Genomic DNA, 16,011 nt, shown 5'->3' on the forward strand with positions numbered 1-16,011 from the left:
GCAAGCTCGAAAGCGCTTGACCTCAACATGCCGAATAGAGAAGTGCTTCAGGACTGCTGCAACCCGGACTTTTTCAACACTATCGACCCTGTGCTGCCCTTAGATGCTTCTGCTGGAAGGTCGTGATTGAGCCCGAAGCCGACAATCAGAAGCGGAATTGCCTTTCAATAAGTTGTCCATGCCGGCAGCCGAAATTTCCGCAGCCATCAGGAACCTATCGTGTAATCATCTTCCCATTTCCGTCCGCGCAAGTTCGATGCTTCGGCGGTGCGGATGTGTTATCTAGTTGCTTGTAGGAGTGGGGAGCGCCGATGGAACAGAAACTCTCCGTCATCATGGCCACTGACGTAGTCGGCTACAGCCGGCTGATGGAAATTGACGAGAAAGGTACTTTGTCGGCCCTGAAGAAGCATCGTCAGGAACTATTGGACGTCAAGGTCGCATTGCGTCATGGCCGCATCATCAAGCTCATGGGCGATGGCATGTTGGTGGAGTTCCGCGCCGTCGAGGAAGCGGTTCTCTGCGCGGTCGAAATCCAACGGGAGATGCGGACGAGGAACACGAACGTCCATCGCGATCGGCAAATAGAATTTCGCATCGGCATTAATATCGGCGACATCCTGTTCGAAGACGAAGACGTCTATGGTGACGGCGTAAACGTGGCGGCGCGCATCGAGAGCATCGCCAGGCCTGGGGGCGTCGCGGTCTCGGCATCGGTGCGCGATACTGTGGGCAACCGCCTGTATATCAGCTTCGAAGATGCGGGCGAGCAGGCGTTGAAGAACATTGAACGTCCGCTCCGGATTTTCAATGTCATCATAGATGATGACACGCCATCCAAGCACACGCCCACCGCCCTCATGGCACCGCCGTCGCTCAACGTTCAGGATAATCCTGCTATCGCGTCGAACAGAACGCTTCTCTATGTCTCGAGGTTTGTGAATTTGAGCGGCGATCCCGACCATGAGTATTTCGCCGCCGGCATAACCGAGGATATCGCTGCCGCATTGTCGCGCTTCTCCGGGTTAAACGTGATCGTTCGCTTGCCTCGTTCAGAGCCGCAACAGAATGCTCCGGCCACGCATTACACTCTTGAGGGGAGCGTGAGGCGGCTCGGCAATCGCGTCCGGGTCAATGCCAATCTGACCAATGCGTTACACGAACACATCTGGGCGGAGAAATACGATTTCGACCTTGTCGATATGTTCTACATCCAAGACGAGCTGTCCCAATCCATTCCGGCCGCCCTTAACATCAAGATCGAGGAGGCCGAGCGCCACCGTGTTCTCGGCAAACCGCTAACCGCACTGAGGGCATATGACTTTTACCTGCGCGGCAGGCATCTTGAGATGAGCTTGAATCCGGATGACGTCAGACTTGCCAGAGAGATGTTCGTCGCCGCGATCAACGACGATCCGGGCTACGCGCGCGGATACCTGGGACTCGCCTGGCTCGAGATACACAGGCTGAAATGGAATGAGCGCGTCGATCTGGAAACCACGCTGGCAAGTGCATTCGCTTCGGCGAGCAAAGCCCTTGAACTCAGTCCCTACGACGCCAACGTCCACTGGGCGCTGGGCGTCGTTTACCTCTGGCGGGGGGAAGCTGAAAGAGCAATAGGCTGTTACGAACGTGGCCGCGAGCTTGCGCCCAACAATTGCGATCTCCTCGCCGAATATTGCGATGCCTTGGGCTATCTCGGGCGTCTCGAGGACGCGACCAGAATCGGAGAACTGGCTTTACGGCTCAATCCCAGCCGACCCGACTGGTACCTTTGGAACATTGCGGCCAGCAAATACCTTTCCGGAAACTACCTCGAAGCCCTGTCCCTTTTGGAAAAGATGGCAGACATTGGTTCCGCCTACCGCTTGCTGGCGGCAACATATGCCCAACTTGGTCGCTTGGAGGACGCCCGTCGCGCCGCTAGCGAACTTCTCAAGCTCAATCCGGAATTCTCGATCGAGCGATACAGCTCCCGCGCGCCATATCGGGATAAGGCTCTCCTTGCCCGATACATCGAAGGGTTGCGGCTCGCTGGCCTCCCGGAATGAAACGCTGGGCATTCGTAGGTAAATCACCGATTTTAAGCAGTCGTCTTGTTCTTTCGGCGGCCATAAATCAGGCATGGCCGGCGCCTCCTTGTAGCGCAACGCCCGGCGCTCCGGGAACAAACCTGCATGGAAACGAGTTTCTGCTCATCGAGATGTGAGGGAAAGCCATGTCCAGACTTGTTTTGGCGGCCGCCGTGCTGCTTGTCGGCGGATCGGCCTTTGCCGCGGACGAAAATCCGGTGCCGCCGCAGAATGCCAAGAAGCTGTCGGAAATCATCGCCAAGGTCGAGCAGCGCGACGACTTCCGCTACATCAAGGAAATCGATTGGGACAGCGATGGCTACACCGTCATTTATTACACGAGCGACAAGGCCAAAGTTGAAATCACCTATGATCCGGTGACAGCCGCGCCGAAATGAAGCTGGCCGCCAACGGTCCAGATTCTAATAATGGCGCGCCTCGAAGGCCTCCGGCCTTCGGCAGACGCTTGCGTAGATATGACTTTGATGGCTGACTGGGTGCTATCATTGCGCGCGGGGGTGGGCATGGCGACGGTAAAGCACGTATTGAAACGCTTTCTGATGATGCTCGCGGGTTATTTCATAGCGGTACTGGTTGGGCTGATCGCGGTGGCGGCGATCTATGGCGGGCTGAGTTCGCTGCCAAATGCGCCGAATTATTTCGACGTCATGGGTGTCACCCCCGTTGCGGTGCTTCTGTTGCCGCCGCTCGGTATGTTCATCTATTTTCTGACGATCGTGCTGACCGGCCTGCAGACGCTGATCTTCGCACTGATTGCCGAGTTTTTCTCGCTGCGCAGTTTTTGGCTACACATGGTCTTCGGCGCGGCGGCCGCGGTTGGCGGCTTCGCCTTGATCTGGCCCAGTGTACCGGATGACACGAACCCGGAGCGCTGGGCCGATATCGGCATCATTGCCGCCGCAGGCGTTGTCGCGGGCCTGGTCTATTGGCTCATCGCCGGACGCGATGCCGGTTTCCGGCGTCCACTGTTTCAGCGCTAGAACCGCATTCGTCAGCTTGCCGGCGAACGCACCGCTTCCGTGCTGTCGAGCGCCTGCTGCAGCCTTGTATCGCGGCCGTAGACGTCGTTGAAGTATTCGACCTTGCCGGACAGGTCCGGCCATGCGGTGAAATAGGCGACATAGACCGGGATCTTGCGTGTCACGTCCTCGGTCGAATGTCCGTGTTTCAGTTTGTCCTCGATGTAGTCGACCGAGGTGCCGAGCACGGCAGCGGCCATGCCGCGCGGATCCTGCAAGCGAACGCAGCCATGGCTGAGCGCACGCATGTCGCGCTGGAAAAACGACTTCTGCGGCGTATCGTGCATGTAGATTGCATGCTTGTTGGGGAACAGTATCTTCAGCTCGCCCAGCGCATTGGCCTCGCTCGGCAGCTGGCGCACGCCGTAGGGTATCTTTGCGCCGTAGGCGCCCCAATTGACCGAGGACGAGGGAATGCGCTTGCCGCGGGCATTGACCACCTCGTAGCCGGCGCGGTCGAGATAGCCAGGATCCCGGCGCAGCCGCGGCAGCATCTCGTTGACCAGGATCGACTGCGGCACGCCCCAATAGGGATGGAAGTCGACCTGCTCTATCTGGTCATAGAAGAAAGCAGTCTGGTTGGTGGGCCTGCCAACCACGGCGCGGGTCTTCAGCTTCTCCTCGCCATCATCGATATAGCTCGCGGTGAAAGCCGGCTGGTTGATGAAGACGCGCGGGCTGCCAAGGTCGGAAGGCAACCAGCGCAACTCTTCGAGCGCAACCCGAACCTTCTGAACTTTGTCGGCCTTGGATGTTCCGGCCAACGATGCAACGGTACGCGGGCCGATGACGCCGTCGCCTTTCATGCCGGCCCGTTTCTGCACCGCCTGGATCACCGGCACCAGCTCCGGATCGTAGACCTCGCTGGTAGCGAGCCTCGCCAGGACCTCGCCATAGGCGCCGCCCATCTCGTCATCGAGATTGCGCGCGATCTTTGTCAAAAGCTTCGGCAGCTCGGGGCTGGTCTGCCCCGGCTTCAACAGCAGATCGGGATCGATGGTGATTTCGTCTTCGGCGCTGGCCTGGAGCGCTTCCAGTTCGACGCGCAGCGCCTGATACTCGGAATTCTGTGGATGCCGTGACTCGAGATAAGTGCGCACTTGCTGGGTATGGGCCAGCGTCTTCAGCACCCCTTCCATGTCGAGCGGCTTCGGCGGAAAATCGTAGTAGCCGGTCATGCGGTTGGGATCGACGCGGCCGCTTTGTGCGTCACGGGCGTAGCGCAGGACACGCGCCGACAGCGCCATCTCGAAGCGGACCAGCTCTTTCAGGCGCTCATCGACATTGCCCGCCGATGTGCCTGCTGCCGGAACTTCAACGGTGTAGTCGGCGGGCGTCAGGCCGTAGCTCGCGGCCTCGCCCAGCACCCGCACGGCATCCTGGGCACGGCTGCTGGGACTGGTTCCCGTCACCCAGATGAAATCCGGATTGGCCGAGTAATAGGCGATCAGCGCCTTGGCGACGTCCTTCTCGGCGTAGAGGTCATAGCCGTCGAGGCCGGCAATGGCTTCGCGGAATGCAGCCCCGGTGGCCGCCGGCTCGAAAGCAGCGTCCTGAGGCGTTGCTGGTTCAGGCGCTGCCGACAGTGCCGAAAAATCGACGCGCACCAGCGGATCGCTCTTGTAGGTATAATAGGACGGGCCGCTGATTTGCGCACCACCACCGGAAGCGGCCGGCGCCTTGGGCTTCGGCTTGTATTTTGACGGTGGCGGCGGAAAGTCACTTTTCGGCGGTGCGTGTTTGACGCCGCCGCCGAAAAGCATGTCGAAGAACCCTTGCGCTTCAGCCTTCGGCGCCCCGAAGGCCAGCATTGCCGCGGCCACCGCAAACGGCAGCACGGTTGCTTTGTTTCCAAGGACTTTCATGGATCACCCGCTCCGGTTGAACCGGATCCCGTTCCGCACCGCTTTCACGGTCTCGCCCACCGCATGGCGGATGTAAGGCGTGACTACACTGATTCATACTGATTTCGTTAAGCTTTCATAAATTTCGGAACGTCTGTTGCAGAAGGGTTTCACAAGATCGTGACGGGTCGAGTCAATCCGTCATCGCCCCCGTTAATGATAGCGCCCGTGAGCCAAGCCTCAAGCGTTGGCGCCGCCGTCGATGGTCAATGCAGCGCCTGTCACGAAGCGCCCTTCGGGGCCGGCAAGCCAGGCGACCATGCCGGCGATCTCGTCGGCCGTGCCGAAGCGAGGCATCGCCATCTTCTGACGCTGATGCTCGGCGTGCGGGCCGGCTGCCGGATTCATGTCGGTATCGGTCGACCCCGGATGGACGACATTGGCGGTGATGCCGCGCGGACCGAGATCGCGTGCAAAGGCCTTGGTCAGGCCAACCAAGGCAGCCTTGCTGGCCGAGTAGGCGCTCAGGCCGGCGTCCGTGGCACGCTCGGCCAGATTGCTGCCGATCGAGATGATCCGGCCACCCTCGCCCATATGCGCTGCTGCCGCCTTGGCGGCGACGAACGGGGCTCTGAGGTTGACCTCCATCGTCTCGTCGAAATCGGCAAGCGACAGGGCATCGATCGGCGCAGCGCGCCAGATGCCGGCGCTGTTGACCAGGATGTCGAGCCGTCCGAAGGCTGTTGCTGCCTCATCGACTGCCGCCTCGATCGCCCCAGCATCGCGATTGTCGGCCTCGATGGCAAAGGCCCGGCCGCCGGCCGCCTCGATTTCCCTGACCACCGCACACGCCCCTTCCTCGCCATTCACATAGGTGATCGCCACGCCTGCCCCGTCGGCCGCGAGCCTTCTTGCGATCGCCGCACCAATGCCGCGGCTGCCGCCGGTGACGAGGGCGGCCTTGCCGTTCAAGTTTCTGGATGACATCTGCTTCTCCATTTTGTAGTGATTGATACATAAATATCTGCCAGCCTTGCTGAACCACGTCAACCGAATTATGTATCGATCAATACAGAAAGGATGCCATGCCGGAACGAGGCCGCCCCCGCACCTTCGATCGAGCCGCCGCCTTGCGGCGCGCAATGGAAGTGTTTTGGGCCAAGGGTTATGAGGGCGCGTCGATAAGCGACCTGACCGCTGCAATGGGCATCAACTCTCCCAGCCTCTATGCCGCCTTCGGCAGCAAGGAAGCACTGTTTCTCGAGGCAACCGAGCTTTACACGCGGGTCGAGGGAACCGAGATCTGGTCCGCGCTGGAAAAGGCGCCGACCGCGCGCGAGGCCGTCGAACGGTTCCTGCGGCAGACTGCCAGGGCCTATTCACAGACCGGTCGTCCGCAAGGCTGCCTTATCACGCTCGGCGCATTGCACCAGGATTCAAGCCGCGGCGCCATCTGCGATGATCTGCGCCGTCGCCGCGCCGAAAACCGCGAAGCCTTGCTGACACGCCTCGAGCGTGGCGTCGCCGAGGGAGAGTTGCCGGCCGATTTCGACTGCGGTACGGCCGCGACCTTCTACGCGACCGTGCAGCACGGCATGTCGATCCAGGCGCGCGACGGCGCGTCGCGCTCGGCTCTTCTGGCGACGGTGGCCGGGGCAATGGCGGCTTGGATAGCGATGGCCAGCACCGGGGCAGCGTGACGGTCGAACCCGGCTGACAAGAACGATATTCAGGTCACTGCAGAGACGACTCCAGCCTGCCGGCAACGAAGCCAACGGCACGCTCCGCCACACCCCTGTCGGCGAGAATGCGGCGGTGGCCGAGCCCGTCGGCCCAGTAAAGCCGCACATGGTCGCCGGCGCGCGTGTAGAGCCTTGCATGCTCGGCGGACACTTCGCGGTCGTCCGGCGCGTGGATCACCAGCGTCGGCAGCGGCGTGCTTGCGAGCTGGCGGTCACCGGTGAACTCGTGCAACGGCCGGCCGGCGATGCGCTCGACCCGGTCGGCCATGGCGGCCTGCGAGCGCGAGCCGACATTCAGCATGCGGCTGAAATCAGCGAAGATCGCCGGCAGCGAGCTCGGCGCGGCGATAAGCACCAGCCGCCCGGCCGCCAATCGCGGGATGTTCCTGATCGAACCGGCGACGGCGTTGGTGGCAACGGTACCACCGAAGGAATGGCCGACAATGGCCGCGAACGGGCCGAACCATTCGCCGGCAACCCGTGCCGCATCGACCGCACTGACCAGGGTAAGCCGGCGGCCCTGCGACTGGCCGTGGCCCGGCAGATCGAGCGAGACCACCTTGTAGCCGGCATCGCGATAGGCTTCGATCAGCGTGCGCATGTATTCGGTGCGCGAACGCCAACCATGGATGACGAGCACGGTGCCGGCAGTCGCCCTGCCCGGCTCGGGCCGGAATTCATGCACCATGACGCAGCCGGTTCTGGTCTTTAGCCGGTGATGGCGTGCCTGGGTCATGAAATCGGCGGCGCGATCAATTGCGCGGCGCTCGCCTTTGCTCAAGCTCTTCTCGTGCGGCGTGCGGCAGAACAGCTCGAATGCAGCACGCCCGGTGAGTCGCGGTGCCACATGCTCAGCCACGCCGAACGTGCCGCGGATGACCTTCAGTCCAAATGATGCCATAGTGGCGATCCATTCATTGGTTCAAGCATGAACATAATAGTTCAAACATGAACATTAAGCAAGACCTGCCCTGGGACAACCCGCGTTTTCGCAACTGGGTCGCGGTGGCGCGCGCCTGCCATGTGGTGGAACGCACCCTGGCGGTGAAGCTTGCGCCGCTCGACCTGAAGCCGGCGCAGCTCGACGTGCTGATGAACCTCTACCGTCATCCCGGCATGTCGCAGCACGACCTTGCTCGTCGGCTGCTGGTCGGCCGCTCCAACATCACCATGCTTTTGCCTCAGCTGGAGACCCGTGGCCTGCTGCGCCGCGAGGGCGACGAGAAGGACAAGCGCGTGCTGAGGCTGACCTTGACAGAGGCCGGCGAGGCACTGCTGATGCAGGCGCTGAAGGTCCATATGGCGCTGATCGAGAAGGCGATGAGCCAGTCGACGCCGGAACAATGTGACATGATCGGCGAACAGATGCGTAGGATTGCCGAGGTTTTGAAGACCGCCTGACAGCCCAGTGCTCCACCACCAAATGCTTCACCACATCGATTTTTTCGCGCGCTCGGGCCATTCCTTGTCGTAGACCTCGCCGTCAATGTTCTTGCGGCTGGTGATTTCCAGGATTTGGCCGGGAGTCGGCAGCGATCTCGGGTCGACATGCCTTGCCAGATTCCACAGTTCCGATCGGTGGATGGCGCGGGCGCACTGGAAATAAACCGCATCGATCTCGATGATCGTCACCGAGCGCGCCGGCTTGCCCTCGACAGCGAACGAGGCGCAGAGCCCGGTATCGGTGGTGATGTGGGCGCGGCCATTGACGCGCAGCGTCGTGCCGGAACCCGGCACCAGGAACAGGAGCGCGACGCGCGGATCGCGAAGGATGTTCCTTAGCGAATCGGCACGGTTGTTGCCGCGCCGGTCCGGCATCATCAGCGTTTTCGGATCATGGATGCGGACGAAGCCGGCGAGATCGCCGCGCGGCGAGCAGTCCAGCCCTTCTGGCCCGCAGGTTGCGAGCGCGGCAAACGGCGAAGCCTCGATGATAGCTGCGTATTCGCGAATCAGCTGGTCGAGTTCCTTGACCACTGACGCTTCACCAGGCAGGCCATAGAGCGCTTCGAGCTGTTCGACGCTGGTGATTATCGACATGTTTTCGTCTCCAAACCGTTGCCGGCGCTACTCCAGATGCATGACGTTTTCACGACAAGTGCCCGTTTGCCGGTCATCAGGAAACGGGTGTCGAGGCAACGCAAACAAGGGCAAACCGCTTTACCTGCATGATCGTGCCAACGGATACGGAGGTCAAAAATGGATAAACCGCTCGACCGGCGACGCACCGCCATGGAACTTATTGAAAACATGTTCAATGTTGAAATGCGTTTCCTGCAATCAGGGTCGGAGAGCCTCGATGTGCTTGCCGGCGCATTTCATGCCGAGATTGTCGTGCATGAGCCGCGCTCCCTGCCCTATGCCGGTGACTGGAACGGCCTCGACGGCGTTGGCGCCCTTTTCCGCAAAATGCGGGAAATCTGGAGCGACGTGGCGGTGGAGGACCTTCAGGTCGCCCAAAACGATGACACGGTGTTCATGAGCTGCTCGCTTTCGCTGACATCGCGGGCCAATGGTGCAACCATCAAACAGCCGTTTGCCGAAGTCTTGCGCTTCAAGGATGACCGGCTGATCGAAGGCACGCCGTTTTATCACGACACCAGCGAGATACTGGCGATCCTGCGTTGACCTGAGAGTCCTGCGGGATCCCATTCAACGGTCGCGGCTCAGCCCCTTCTCTTCCAGTTCGGCGAGATAGGCGGCCCAGCGTGCATCCTTCTCATGACCCAGCGTATGCAGGTAATTCCAGGTGAAGATGCCGGTATCATGGAAATCGTCGAAGGTGATGCGCACGGCATAATTGCCGACCGGCTCGATCTTCAGAATCGCTACATTGCGCTTGCCGGGAACGGTGACGCGCTGTTCGGGCGAATGGCCCTGCACCTCGGCCGATGGCGAGGCGACGCGCAGAAGCTCAGCCGGCAACTCGAACGGCTGATGGCCCGGAAAGGTGACGGAAAGCAGCTTGCGGTCCTTCGAGACCCTGAGTTCCTTTGGCGCTGTCATGCTGGTGGATCCTGCGGAGAACTGCCCTTCCTACGCCGCTTCGCGTCGAGGGAAAAGGCCGTTTCAGAACTTCCGACATGATCTGTCGGCGTCGGAATGTTACCGAAGATCACGAGCTTCTATCTTGAATGCCAAGTTGGTTCGTATCACATAGCCATATATAACGAAGCCGTTCACGGCCACGGGAAGCGCATAAGCATGGATATGATCGATCCTTTCGGTCGCACGATCACCTACCTGCGCGTGTCGGTCACCGACCGCTGCGATTTCCGCTGCACCTATTGCATGGCCGAGGACATGACGTTCCTGCCGAAGAAGGACCTGCTGTCGCTGGAAGAGCTCGACCGGCTCTGCACGGTCTTCATCGAAAAGGGTGTGCGCAAGCTCCGCCTCACCGGCGGTGAGCCGCTTGTGCGCAAGAACATCATGCACCTGGTACGCCAGCTTTCGCGGCATCTCGAGAGTGGTGCACTGGAAGAGCTGACGCTGACCACCAACGGATCGCAGCTTTCCCGCTTTGCCGCCGAGCTCGCCGACTGCGGCGTCAAGCGCATTAACGTCTCGCTCGATACCCTCGATGCCGACAAATTCCGCCAGATCACCCGCTGGGGCAATCTGGACAAGGTCATGGACGGCATCGACGCCGCGCAGGCGGCCGGGCTGAAGGTAAAGCTCAATGCCGTGGCGTTGAAGGACTTCAATGACGCCGAATTGCCTGAAATGCTGCGCTGGGCGCATGGCCGCGGCATGGATCTGACGATCATCGAAACCATGCCGATGGGCGAGATCGATGCCGACCGCACCGACCAGTATTTGCCGCTGTCGCTGCTGCGCGCGGCTCTCGAACGCCAGTTCACGCTAAGCGACATTCCCTACAAGACCGGTGGCCCGGCCCGCTATGTCCAAGTCGCCGAGACCGGCGGGCGGCTGGGCTTCATCACACCGATGACGCATAATTTCTGCGAAAGCTGCAACCGGGTCCGGCTGACCTGCACCGGCACCCTTTACATGTGCCTCGGCCAGGAAGATGCGGCCGACCTGCGCGCGCCGCTGCGTGCGTCGGAAGGCAACGAGCTGGTCGCCGATGCCATCGACGAAGCAATCGGCCGCAAGCCCAAAGGCCACGACTTCATCATCGATCGCCGCACCAACCGTCCGTCGGTGTCGCGGCATATGAGCGTCACCGGCGGCTGATTTTTCGCCGATTTCGTGCAAGAATAATCGCCTTGGTATCGGCGCGAGGCAAGGCGTGCAGCGGTTTTTTTGCAGTCCTGACGTTTTTCGGAGTGATGGCGGGGACCACGGCAGTTGCCGCGCCATTTACCTATACGAACGAGCGCTTCGGTACCATCTGCACCTTTCCGGATGAAATCTTCACTCTTCGCCAGCCTGAGCCGGACAATGGCGATGGACAACAATGGCTCACTGCCGATGGCGCCAGCCTGATCTGTTCGGGTATCCTCAACATCGATGACGACACCCCGACAGCCTTCGTCTCCGCCGAGAGGGCCGGCAAGGAACCTGGCTACAGGATCACCTACAGCAAGACCGGCAAGGACTGGGCGGTGCTGTCGGGCATCAAAGGCGAGAACATCTTCTACGAACGCCGCCTGTTCGGAAAAGACGGTGTCATCCGCACGGTCTGGATCGACTACCCGCCAGCCCTGAAATCGAAATACGACCCGCTCGTCGATGCGATCGCCGGCAGCCTCAGGGGACCGTGAGCATCCGGCGACGTCAGAACTTATTGGCAGCCTATTGTTTTTGCTAGCGAGTCACGGTTGTTGGCGCGTGTAGTCATATCGTACGGCAAGCCATTTTTTGCCGCTGCCATTGGCCTGGAGGAAATGTTGCTCGGCCACTTCGTGATTGTCGCCGTCCCTGGAAATGACGAAATCGGAGGCCGTGAACCGCCCTTCGACCTCGGGGCCGAAGCCGACGAAACCAAGCGGCTGGAACAGGAGTGAAATCTTGCCGTCCTCCTCACCACCAAAACTCCAGGCGGGCATGATCCCTGCCGGGAAACGGGTGTCCATGGAGACATACTTCCAGCGGCCCTCCACTCGGTCATAGCTCAAATAGGCTATCCGCTGGAAGTCCGGCATTTTCGACCCGGGCGCCGGGCGCATCACCTCCTGCATGAAGGGACCGATCATCGTGCGCTCGGCCACCAGCCCGGTCATGACGATCGGCTGCGCACCGGGCGTTGGCCAGATCGTGTTGACGACGGACCATTTCCCGACGCGGCGAGCGAGCTCATCCGCTTCGTGACCCGGCGTGGACATCCGTTCGACTGCCGACGCCGAAGCGCCGTTCTCGGCGAACGCAGGCGCTATCGCCATGAGGATGACGGCCAGGGCAGAAGAGAACCGGAAAGCCGACGAAACATGCCGCCTGCTGCCTGTGCCAAGCCAGTCCGCATTGCCTCGTGCATTCATCATGGACCATCTCCCCAACACGATCAGAAGCTTACAATGACCAATTTGGTGAATCTTGCCGAGCAAATTTGATCTCGTCGAAATATTTCCTCGAGCCGCAATGTGATAAATTTGCCCTCCGGACCTATCCTTTAGAACGGCACCTTTTTTGGGTCACACCCAGAAAAGGTCTCGTCCGCAAACGGTCACCGGATTTACCGCAAGCCCATTCGGGCCTAGCCTCTGCTCTGGAGCGGTTCTTCGCCCAGTGGGGGAATACGATATGCGCAAACTCATTCTTTCTCTTGCATTGCTCAGCCTCGCGGCCCTGCCCGCGGCGGCTCAGTCGATCGGCGGCACCTATGCCGTGGCCGGCACCAATTTCGATGGGTCGTCCTATGGTGGCGACGCGACGATCACTCTGACCAGCGAGACGACCTGCACGATCCATTGGGAGACAGGCGGCTCGTCCTCGGACGGTATCTGCATGCGCAATGATGATGCCTTCTCCGCCGGTTATGTCATGGGCAAGGCGGTCGGTCTTGTCGTCTACAAGGTGCAGGACGACGGCTCGCTGCGTGGCCTGTGGACGATTGCCGGCAAGGAAGGCAACGGCACCGAGGTACTGACGCCCAAATAAGCCCTGCCGCTCTTGCGCGACAGACGTTACGGGCCATAGAAAGGCTGTGGCCCAGCCCTTTGACGTTGCTGTTTTGCGGGTGCCTGCTAGACGCTTGCTGCAGGACTCACCCGGTAATCGCCTTGCCTCTTTCGCCAAACCTGCGCGGCGCGTTGTTCATGATGGTGGCCATGGCTGGTTTCACCCTCAACGACGCTATCACCAAATTCTCGTCGGAATCGATGAACATGGCGCAGGTCATGCTGATCCGCGGCGCCTTTGCTTCGCTTTTCGTTGGCCTGCTTGCGTGGCAACGCGGCGCGCTTGCCCGGCCAGGTTCGATGCTGCAGCCGACCGTTGCGCTGCGCGTCGCCGGCGAGGCCGGCGCCACGGTGTCCTTCCTGGTTGCTCTGGCGCATCTTCCGATCGCCAATGTCTCCGCCGTGCTGCAGGCGCTGCCGCTGGCGGTGACGATGGGCGCAGCGCTTGTGTTCAACGAGGGCGTCGGCTGGCGGCGCTGGCTGGCTATTGCCGTCGGTTTTGCCGGCGTGCTGATCATCGTACGGCCGGGCTTCGAAGGGTTCAGCGTCTTTTCTCTGCTGGCGCTGGCCAGCGTGGCATGCTGTGCAGTGCGCGATCTCGGCACGAAGCGGATACCGCAGGCAATTCCGACATTGCTGGTGTCGAGCGCCACCGCCCTTGCCATGACGTTTCTGGGCGCGGCATTGCTTTCACCGATGGGCGGTTGGACACCGATGACAGGACAAAGCACGGCGTTCCTGGCGCTGGCGGCGGTGCTCGTGCTCATCGGCTACCACTTCATCATCACGGCGATGCGGGTGGGCGATATCTCCTTCATTGCGCCGTTCCGCTACACCGCCCTGCTCTGGTCGATCCTGCTTGGCTTCACGATCTTCGGCGATGTCCCGGATCTGCCGATGATCCTCGGTGCCACGATCATCATCGGCTCAGGCCTCTATGCACTCTACCGCGAACGGATCGTCGGCCGGCGAAAGACAGCCGCCGAAAGCACTGGACCGGACATGGCGCCGGACGGCATATAGAGTGACTGTCGACGACTGTCTGATTTGAAAACTGGATTTTGGGTCTAGGCAGCAAACGATGGGCCGAGATATCGCAGGGATCATTCTAGCCGGCGGCCGGTCGAGCCGGATGGGCGGCGGCGACAAGACGTTGCTTGCGCTTGGCGACGGTACCCTGCTCGACCATGTCGTTTCGCGCCTTGGCCCGCAGGTCGGACCGCTTGCGCTAAACGCCAATGGCGATCCGACACGGTTTGCCGCGACGGGGCTTCCGGTGCTTGCCGACACCGTCAAAGGTTATGCCGGGCCGCTTGCCGGGATCCTGACCGGCCTCGAATGGGCTTCCGACACGACCTGCCAGGCGCTGGTCACGGCTGCCGGCGATACGCCTTTCCTGCCGAGGGATATGGTCGAGCGGCTGCTCGCGGCAGCCTATGCGCGCTCCGGCTCGATCGCCGTTGCCTGTTCCGGCGGCAAACGACATCCGACCTTTGCACTCTGGCCGCTAGGGTTAGATCAGGCCTTGCGACAATTTCTCGTCGAGGAAGACAACCGGCGCGTTGCGGCGTTCATCGACCGGCACGGTTTTGTCGAGGTGGAATTTCCCATCCTGAAATCCGGCGGGGCCGAGATCGATCCGTTCTTCAACATCAACACTCCCGACGACCTTGCCCAGGCCGCGCATCTGTTGCGGAGCATCGAGCCATGAAAAGACGTGTCTTCGGCATCACCGGCTGGAAGAACTCCGGCAAGACGACATTGACCGAAAAGCTGGTGGCCGAGTTCGTCCGGCGCGGCTGGAAAGTGTCGACGGTAAAACACGCCCATCATGATTTCGACATCGACAAACCCGGAGCGGACAGCTTTCGCCACCGGCAGGCGGGAGCAGTGGAGGTCGCGGTCGTGTCGGGCAGGCGCTGGGCGCTGATGCACGAATTGCGCGGCGAGGACGAGCCGACGCTGGACGCGATCCTGTCACGGCTGGCACCCTCCGATATCGTGCTGGTCGAGGGTTACAAGCGCGAGGCGCACAAGAAAATCGAGACGCGACGGCTCGAGGCCAAGGACCGGACACCGCTCTCGGCAGGCGATCCACACATTGTCGCCATCGCGTCCGACTTCCACATTGTCGGCGAAGACCTGCCGGCCTTCGATCTCGACGACACGAATTCGATAGCTGACTTCATCGAGCGCGCCACCGGCCTGACGCGCTGAGATCGCGGCCGCAGGGGGCTTCCGGCCACTTTCTCTCCATTCAGGCGTTTGACCCAGCGTCACCGTTTTCTGAACATGACCTTCCCTCAAGCGACGGTTTTGCAGTTGCTTTTTCTTGGGAAAGAATGGGAGTATCGCGCCAGCGGGCGGTCAAAAGCACCGCCCACAGAGCCGTTCGGGAACGACGGCCGGGACCAACAGAGAGGACCATTATGCGTATTGCACTGCGTATCGCGCTCGCCGCTTCGGCTGCGCTGCTGACGCTTGGCGTTGCCCAGGCGCAGGAAAAAACCTTGAGGATCGGCACCGAGGGAGCGTATCCGCCATTCAACAACCTCACCGCCGACGGCCAACTCGTGGGCTTCGATATCGACATCGCCAAGGCGCTTTGCGACGAGATGAAGGTGAAGTGCACCTTCGTCGCGCAGGACTGGGACGGCATCATTCCAGCCCTTCAGGCGGGCAAGTTCGACGCCATCGTCGCGTCGATGTCGATCACGCCGGAACGCGCCGAGAAGGTCGACTTCACCCACAAATATTACAATACGCCGCCGGCGATCGCCGCGCCCAAGGACACCGACATCAAGGGTGTCACCAAGGAAGATTTGGCCGGCAAAACGATCGGCGTGCAGGCGTCCACCACGCATTTCAACTATTCGACCAAGACTTATACCGACAGCACCGTCAAGCCGTACCCGACCGCACAGGAATACCAGCTCGATCTGGCCAATGGCCGGCTCGATGCCGCCAACGACGACGTCGTCGTGCTGCAGCAATGGCTGGATTCGCCGGACGGCGCCTGCTGCAAGCTGGTCGGCACAATCAAGCCGGTTATCGAAATCCACGGTCCGGGCGCCGGCATTGCCGTGCGCAAGGGCGAGACCGATCTGGTCAACCAGTTCAATGCGGCGATCGACGCCATCCGCGCAAACGGAAAGTACAAGGAAATCAACGACAAATACTTCAAATATGACGTTTATGGCGGCGAGTCCTGATCGACCGACATAGGATGA

At 60.9% G+C, this 16,011-nt stretch carries 19 protein-coding genes; 13 read left to right on the forward strand and 6 right to left on the reverse strand.

The features are described 5' to 3' along the window. Positions 1-311: 311 nt before the first annotated feature. The 3 genes from NKH90_RS00005 to NKH90_RS00015 all read left to right on the forward strand — a co-directional run bounded on the left by NKH90_RS00005 (position 312) and on the right by NKH90_RS00015 (position 3,073). Complete coding sequence (locus tag NKH90_RS00005) at positions 312-2,051, forward strand: adenylate/guanylate cyclase domain-containing protein (protein ID WP_352766593.1); 1,740 nt, start codon at positions 312-314, stop codon at positions 2,049-2,051. A gap of 167 nt (positions 2,052-2,218) precedes the next feature. After that, positions 2,219-2,470: a PepSY domain-containing protein gene (locus tag NKH90_RS00010; RefSeq protein WP_023675031.1), complete on the forward strand. Its 252-nt coding sequence runs from the start codon at positions 2,219-2,221 to the stop codon at positions 2,468-2,470. A gap of 126 nt (positions 2,471-2,596) precedes the next feature. Continuing rightward, positions 2,597-3,073 carry a hypothetical protein gene (locus NKH90_RS00015; RefSeq protein WP_352448896.1) on the forward strand — a complete coding sequence of 159 codons (477 nt, stop codon included), beginning with the start codon at positions 2,597-2,599 and terminating at the stop codon, positions 3,071-3,073. 11 nt (positions 3,074-3,084) lie between these two features. Here NKH90_RS00015 and NKH90_RS00020 read toward each other — a convergent pair whose 3' ends face one another. Together NKH90_RS00020 and NKH90_RS00025 are read right to left on the reverse strand one after the other, a co-directional pair. Further along, positions 3,085-4,977, reverse strand: a complete 1,893-nt coding sequence (locus tag NKH90_RS00020; RefSeq protein WP_352816394.1) for a L,D-transpeptidase family protein — start codon at positions 4,975-4,977, stop codon at positions 3,085-3,087. Positions 4,978-5,196: 219 nt separating this feature from the next. Next, positions 5,197-5,943, reverse strand: coding sequence for a 3-oxoacyl-ACP reductase family protein (locus NKH90_RS00025; RefSeq protein ID WP_352816396.1), 747 nt, complete (start codon positions 5,941-5,943; stop codon positions 5,197-5,199). A gap of 98 nt (positions 5,944-6,041) precedes the next feature. Between NKH90_RS00025 and NKH90_RS00030 the strand changes: the two genes are divergently transcribed. Further along, a complete protein-coding gene (locus tag NKH90_RS00030; protein ID WP_352816398.1) occupies positions 6,042-6,656 on the forward strand; it encodes a TetR/AcrR family transcriptional regulator in 615 nt (204 codons plus the stop codon). A gap of 34 nt (positions 6,657-6,690) precedes the next feature. On the opposite strand, the gene NKH90_RS00035 is transcribed toward NKH90_RS00030, so the two are convergent. Next, positions 6,691-7,599 (reverse strand): alpha/beta hydrolase, encoded by a 909-nt coding sequence (locus NKH90_RS00035; protein ID WP_352816401.1) that lies wholly within the window; start codon positions 7,597-7,599, stop codon positions 6,691-6,693. A 47-nt stretch (positions 7,600-7,646) separates the two neighbouring features. On the opposite strand from NKH90_RS00035, the gene NKH90_RS00040 reads away from it, so the two are divergent. Further along, entirely contained in the window at positions 7,647-8,099 is a 453-nt protein-coding gene (locus NKH90_RS00040) for a MarR family winged helix-turn-helix transcriptional regulator (protein ID WP_352448891.1), read from the forward strand. 27 nt (positions 8,100-8,126) lie between these two features. Here NKH90_RS00040 and NKH90_RS00045 read toward each other — a convergent pair whose 3' ends face one another. Continuing rightward, positions 8,127-8,738, reverse strand: a complete 612-nt coding sequence (locus tag NKH90_RS00045) for a pyridoxamine 5'-phosphate oxidase family protein (protein ID WP_352816404.1) — start codon at positions 8,736-8,738, stop codon at positions 8,127-8,129. A 159-nt stretch (positions 8,739-8,897) separates the two neighbouring features. On the opposite strand from NKH90_RS00045, the gene NKH90_RS00050 reads away from it, so the two are divergent. Beyond that, the gene (locus tag NKH90_RS00050) at positions 8,898-9,326 is read left to right on the forward strand and encodes a nuclear transport factor 2 family protein (protein WP_023675023.1); all 429 of its coding nucleotides are present in this window, start codon (positions 8,898-8,900) and stop codon (positions 9,324-9,326) included. Positions 9,327-9,350: 24 nt separating this feature from the next. Here NKH90_RS00050 and NKH90_RS00055 read toward each other — a convergent pair whose 3' ends face one another. Further along, positions 9,351-9,704 carry a gamma-butyrobetaine hydroxylase family protein gene (locus tag NKH90_RS00055; protein WP_023717628.1) on the reverse strand — a complete coding sequence of 118 codons (354 nt, stop codon included), beginning with the start codon at positions 9,702-9,704 and terminating at the stop codon, positions 9,351-9,353. Between the two features lie 198 nt (positions 9,705-9,902). On the opposite strand from NKH90_RS00055, the gene moaA reads away from it, so the two are divergent. Both moaA and NKH90_RS00065 read left to right on the forward strand, forming a co-directional pair. Next, positions 9,903-10,898, forward strand: coding sequence for a GTP 3',8-cyclase MoaA (gene moaA / locus NKH90_RS00060; protein ID WP_352816408.1), 996 nt, complete (start codon positions 9,903-9,905; stop codon positions 10,896-10,898). A 95-nt stretch (positions 10,899-10,993) separates the two neighbouring features. Continuing rightward, positions 10,994-11,428, forward strand: coding sequence for a hypothetical protein (locus tag NKH90_RS00065; RefSeq protein ID WP_352682769.1), 435 nt, complete (start codon positions 10,994-10,996; stop codon positions 11,426-11,428). Between the two features lie 51 nt (positions 11,429-11,479). Here NKH90_RS00065 and NKH90_RS00070 read toward each other — a convergent pair whose 3' ends face one another. Then, on the reverse strand, positions 11,480-12,208 hold the full coding sequence (locus NKH90_RS00070; RefSeq protein WP_198023531.1) for a DUF1579 family protein: 729 nt from the start codon (positions 12,206-12,208) through the stop codon (positions 11,480-11,482). A 196-nt stretch (positions 12,209-12,404) separates the two neighbouring features. On the opposite strand from NKH90_RS00070, the gene NKH90_RS00075 reads away from it, so the two are divergent. From NKH90_RS00075 to NKH90_RS00095, 5 genes are all read left to right on the forward strand, one after another. Continuing rightward, positions 12,405-12,761 carry a hypothetical protein gene (locus tag NKH90_RS00075; RefSeq protein ID WP_352448884.1) on the forward strand — a complete coding sequence of 119 codons (357 nt, stop codon included), beginning with the start codon at positions 12,405-12,407 and terminating at the stop codon, positions 12,759-12,761. 122 nt (positions 12,762-12,883) lie between these two features. Next, positions 12,884-13,804 (forward strand): DMT family transporter, encoded by a 921-nt coding sequence (locus NKH90_RS00080; protein ID WP_352816412.1) that lies wholly within the window; start codon positions 12,884-12,886, stop codon positions 13,802-13,804. A gap of 58 nt (positions 13,805-13,862) precedes the next feature. Further along, complete coding sequence (gene mobA / locus NKH90_RS00085; RefSeq protein WP_352471892.1) at positions 13,863-14,492, forward strand: molybdenum cofactor guanylyltransferase MobA; 630 nt, start codon at positions 13,863-13,865, stop codon at positions 14,490-14,492. Continuing rightward, the gene (gene mobB, locus NKH90_RS00090; protein WP_352471893.1) at positions 14,489-14,998 is read left to right on the forward strand and encodes a molybdopterin-guanine dinucleotide biosynthesis protein B; all 510 of its coding nucleotides are present in this window, start codon (positions 14,489-14,491) and stop codon (positions 14,996-14,998) included. The genes mobA and mobB overlap by 4 nt, the downstream gene beginning before the upstream one ends. Positions 14,999-15,210: 212 nt before the next feature. Beyond that, positions 15,211-15,993: an ABC transporter substrate-binding protein gene (locus NKH90_RS00095; RefSeq protein WP_352471894.1), complete on the forward strand. Its 783-nt coding sequence runs from the start codon at positions 15,211-15,213 to the stop codon at positions 15,991-15,993. Positions 15,994-16,011 lie beyond the last annotated feature (18 nt).

The organism is Mesorhizobium sp. M0898, assembly GCF_040319695.1.
Classification (GTDB): domain Bacteria; phylum Pseudomonadota; class Alphaproteobacteria; order Rhizobiales; family Rhizobiaceae; genus Mesorhizobium.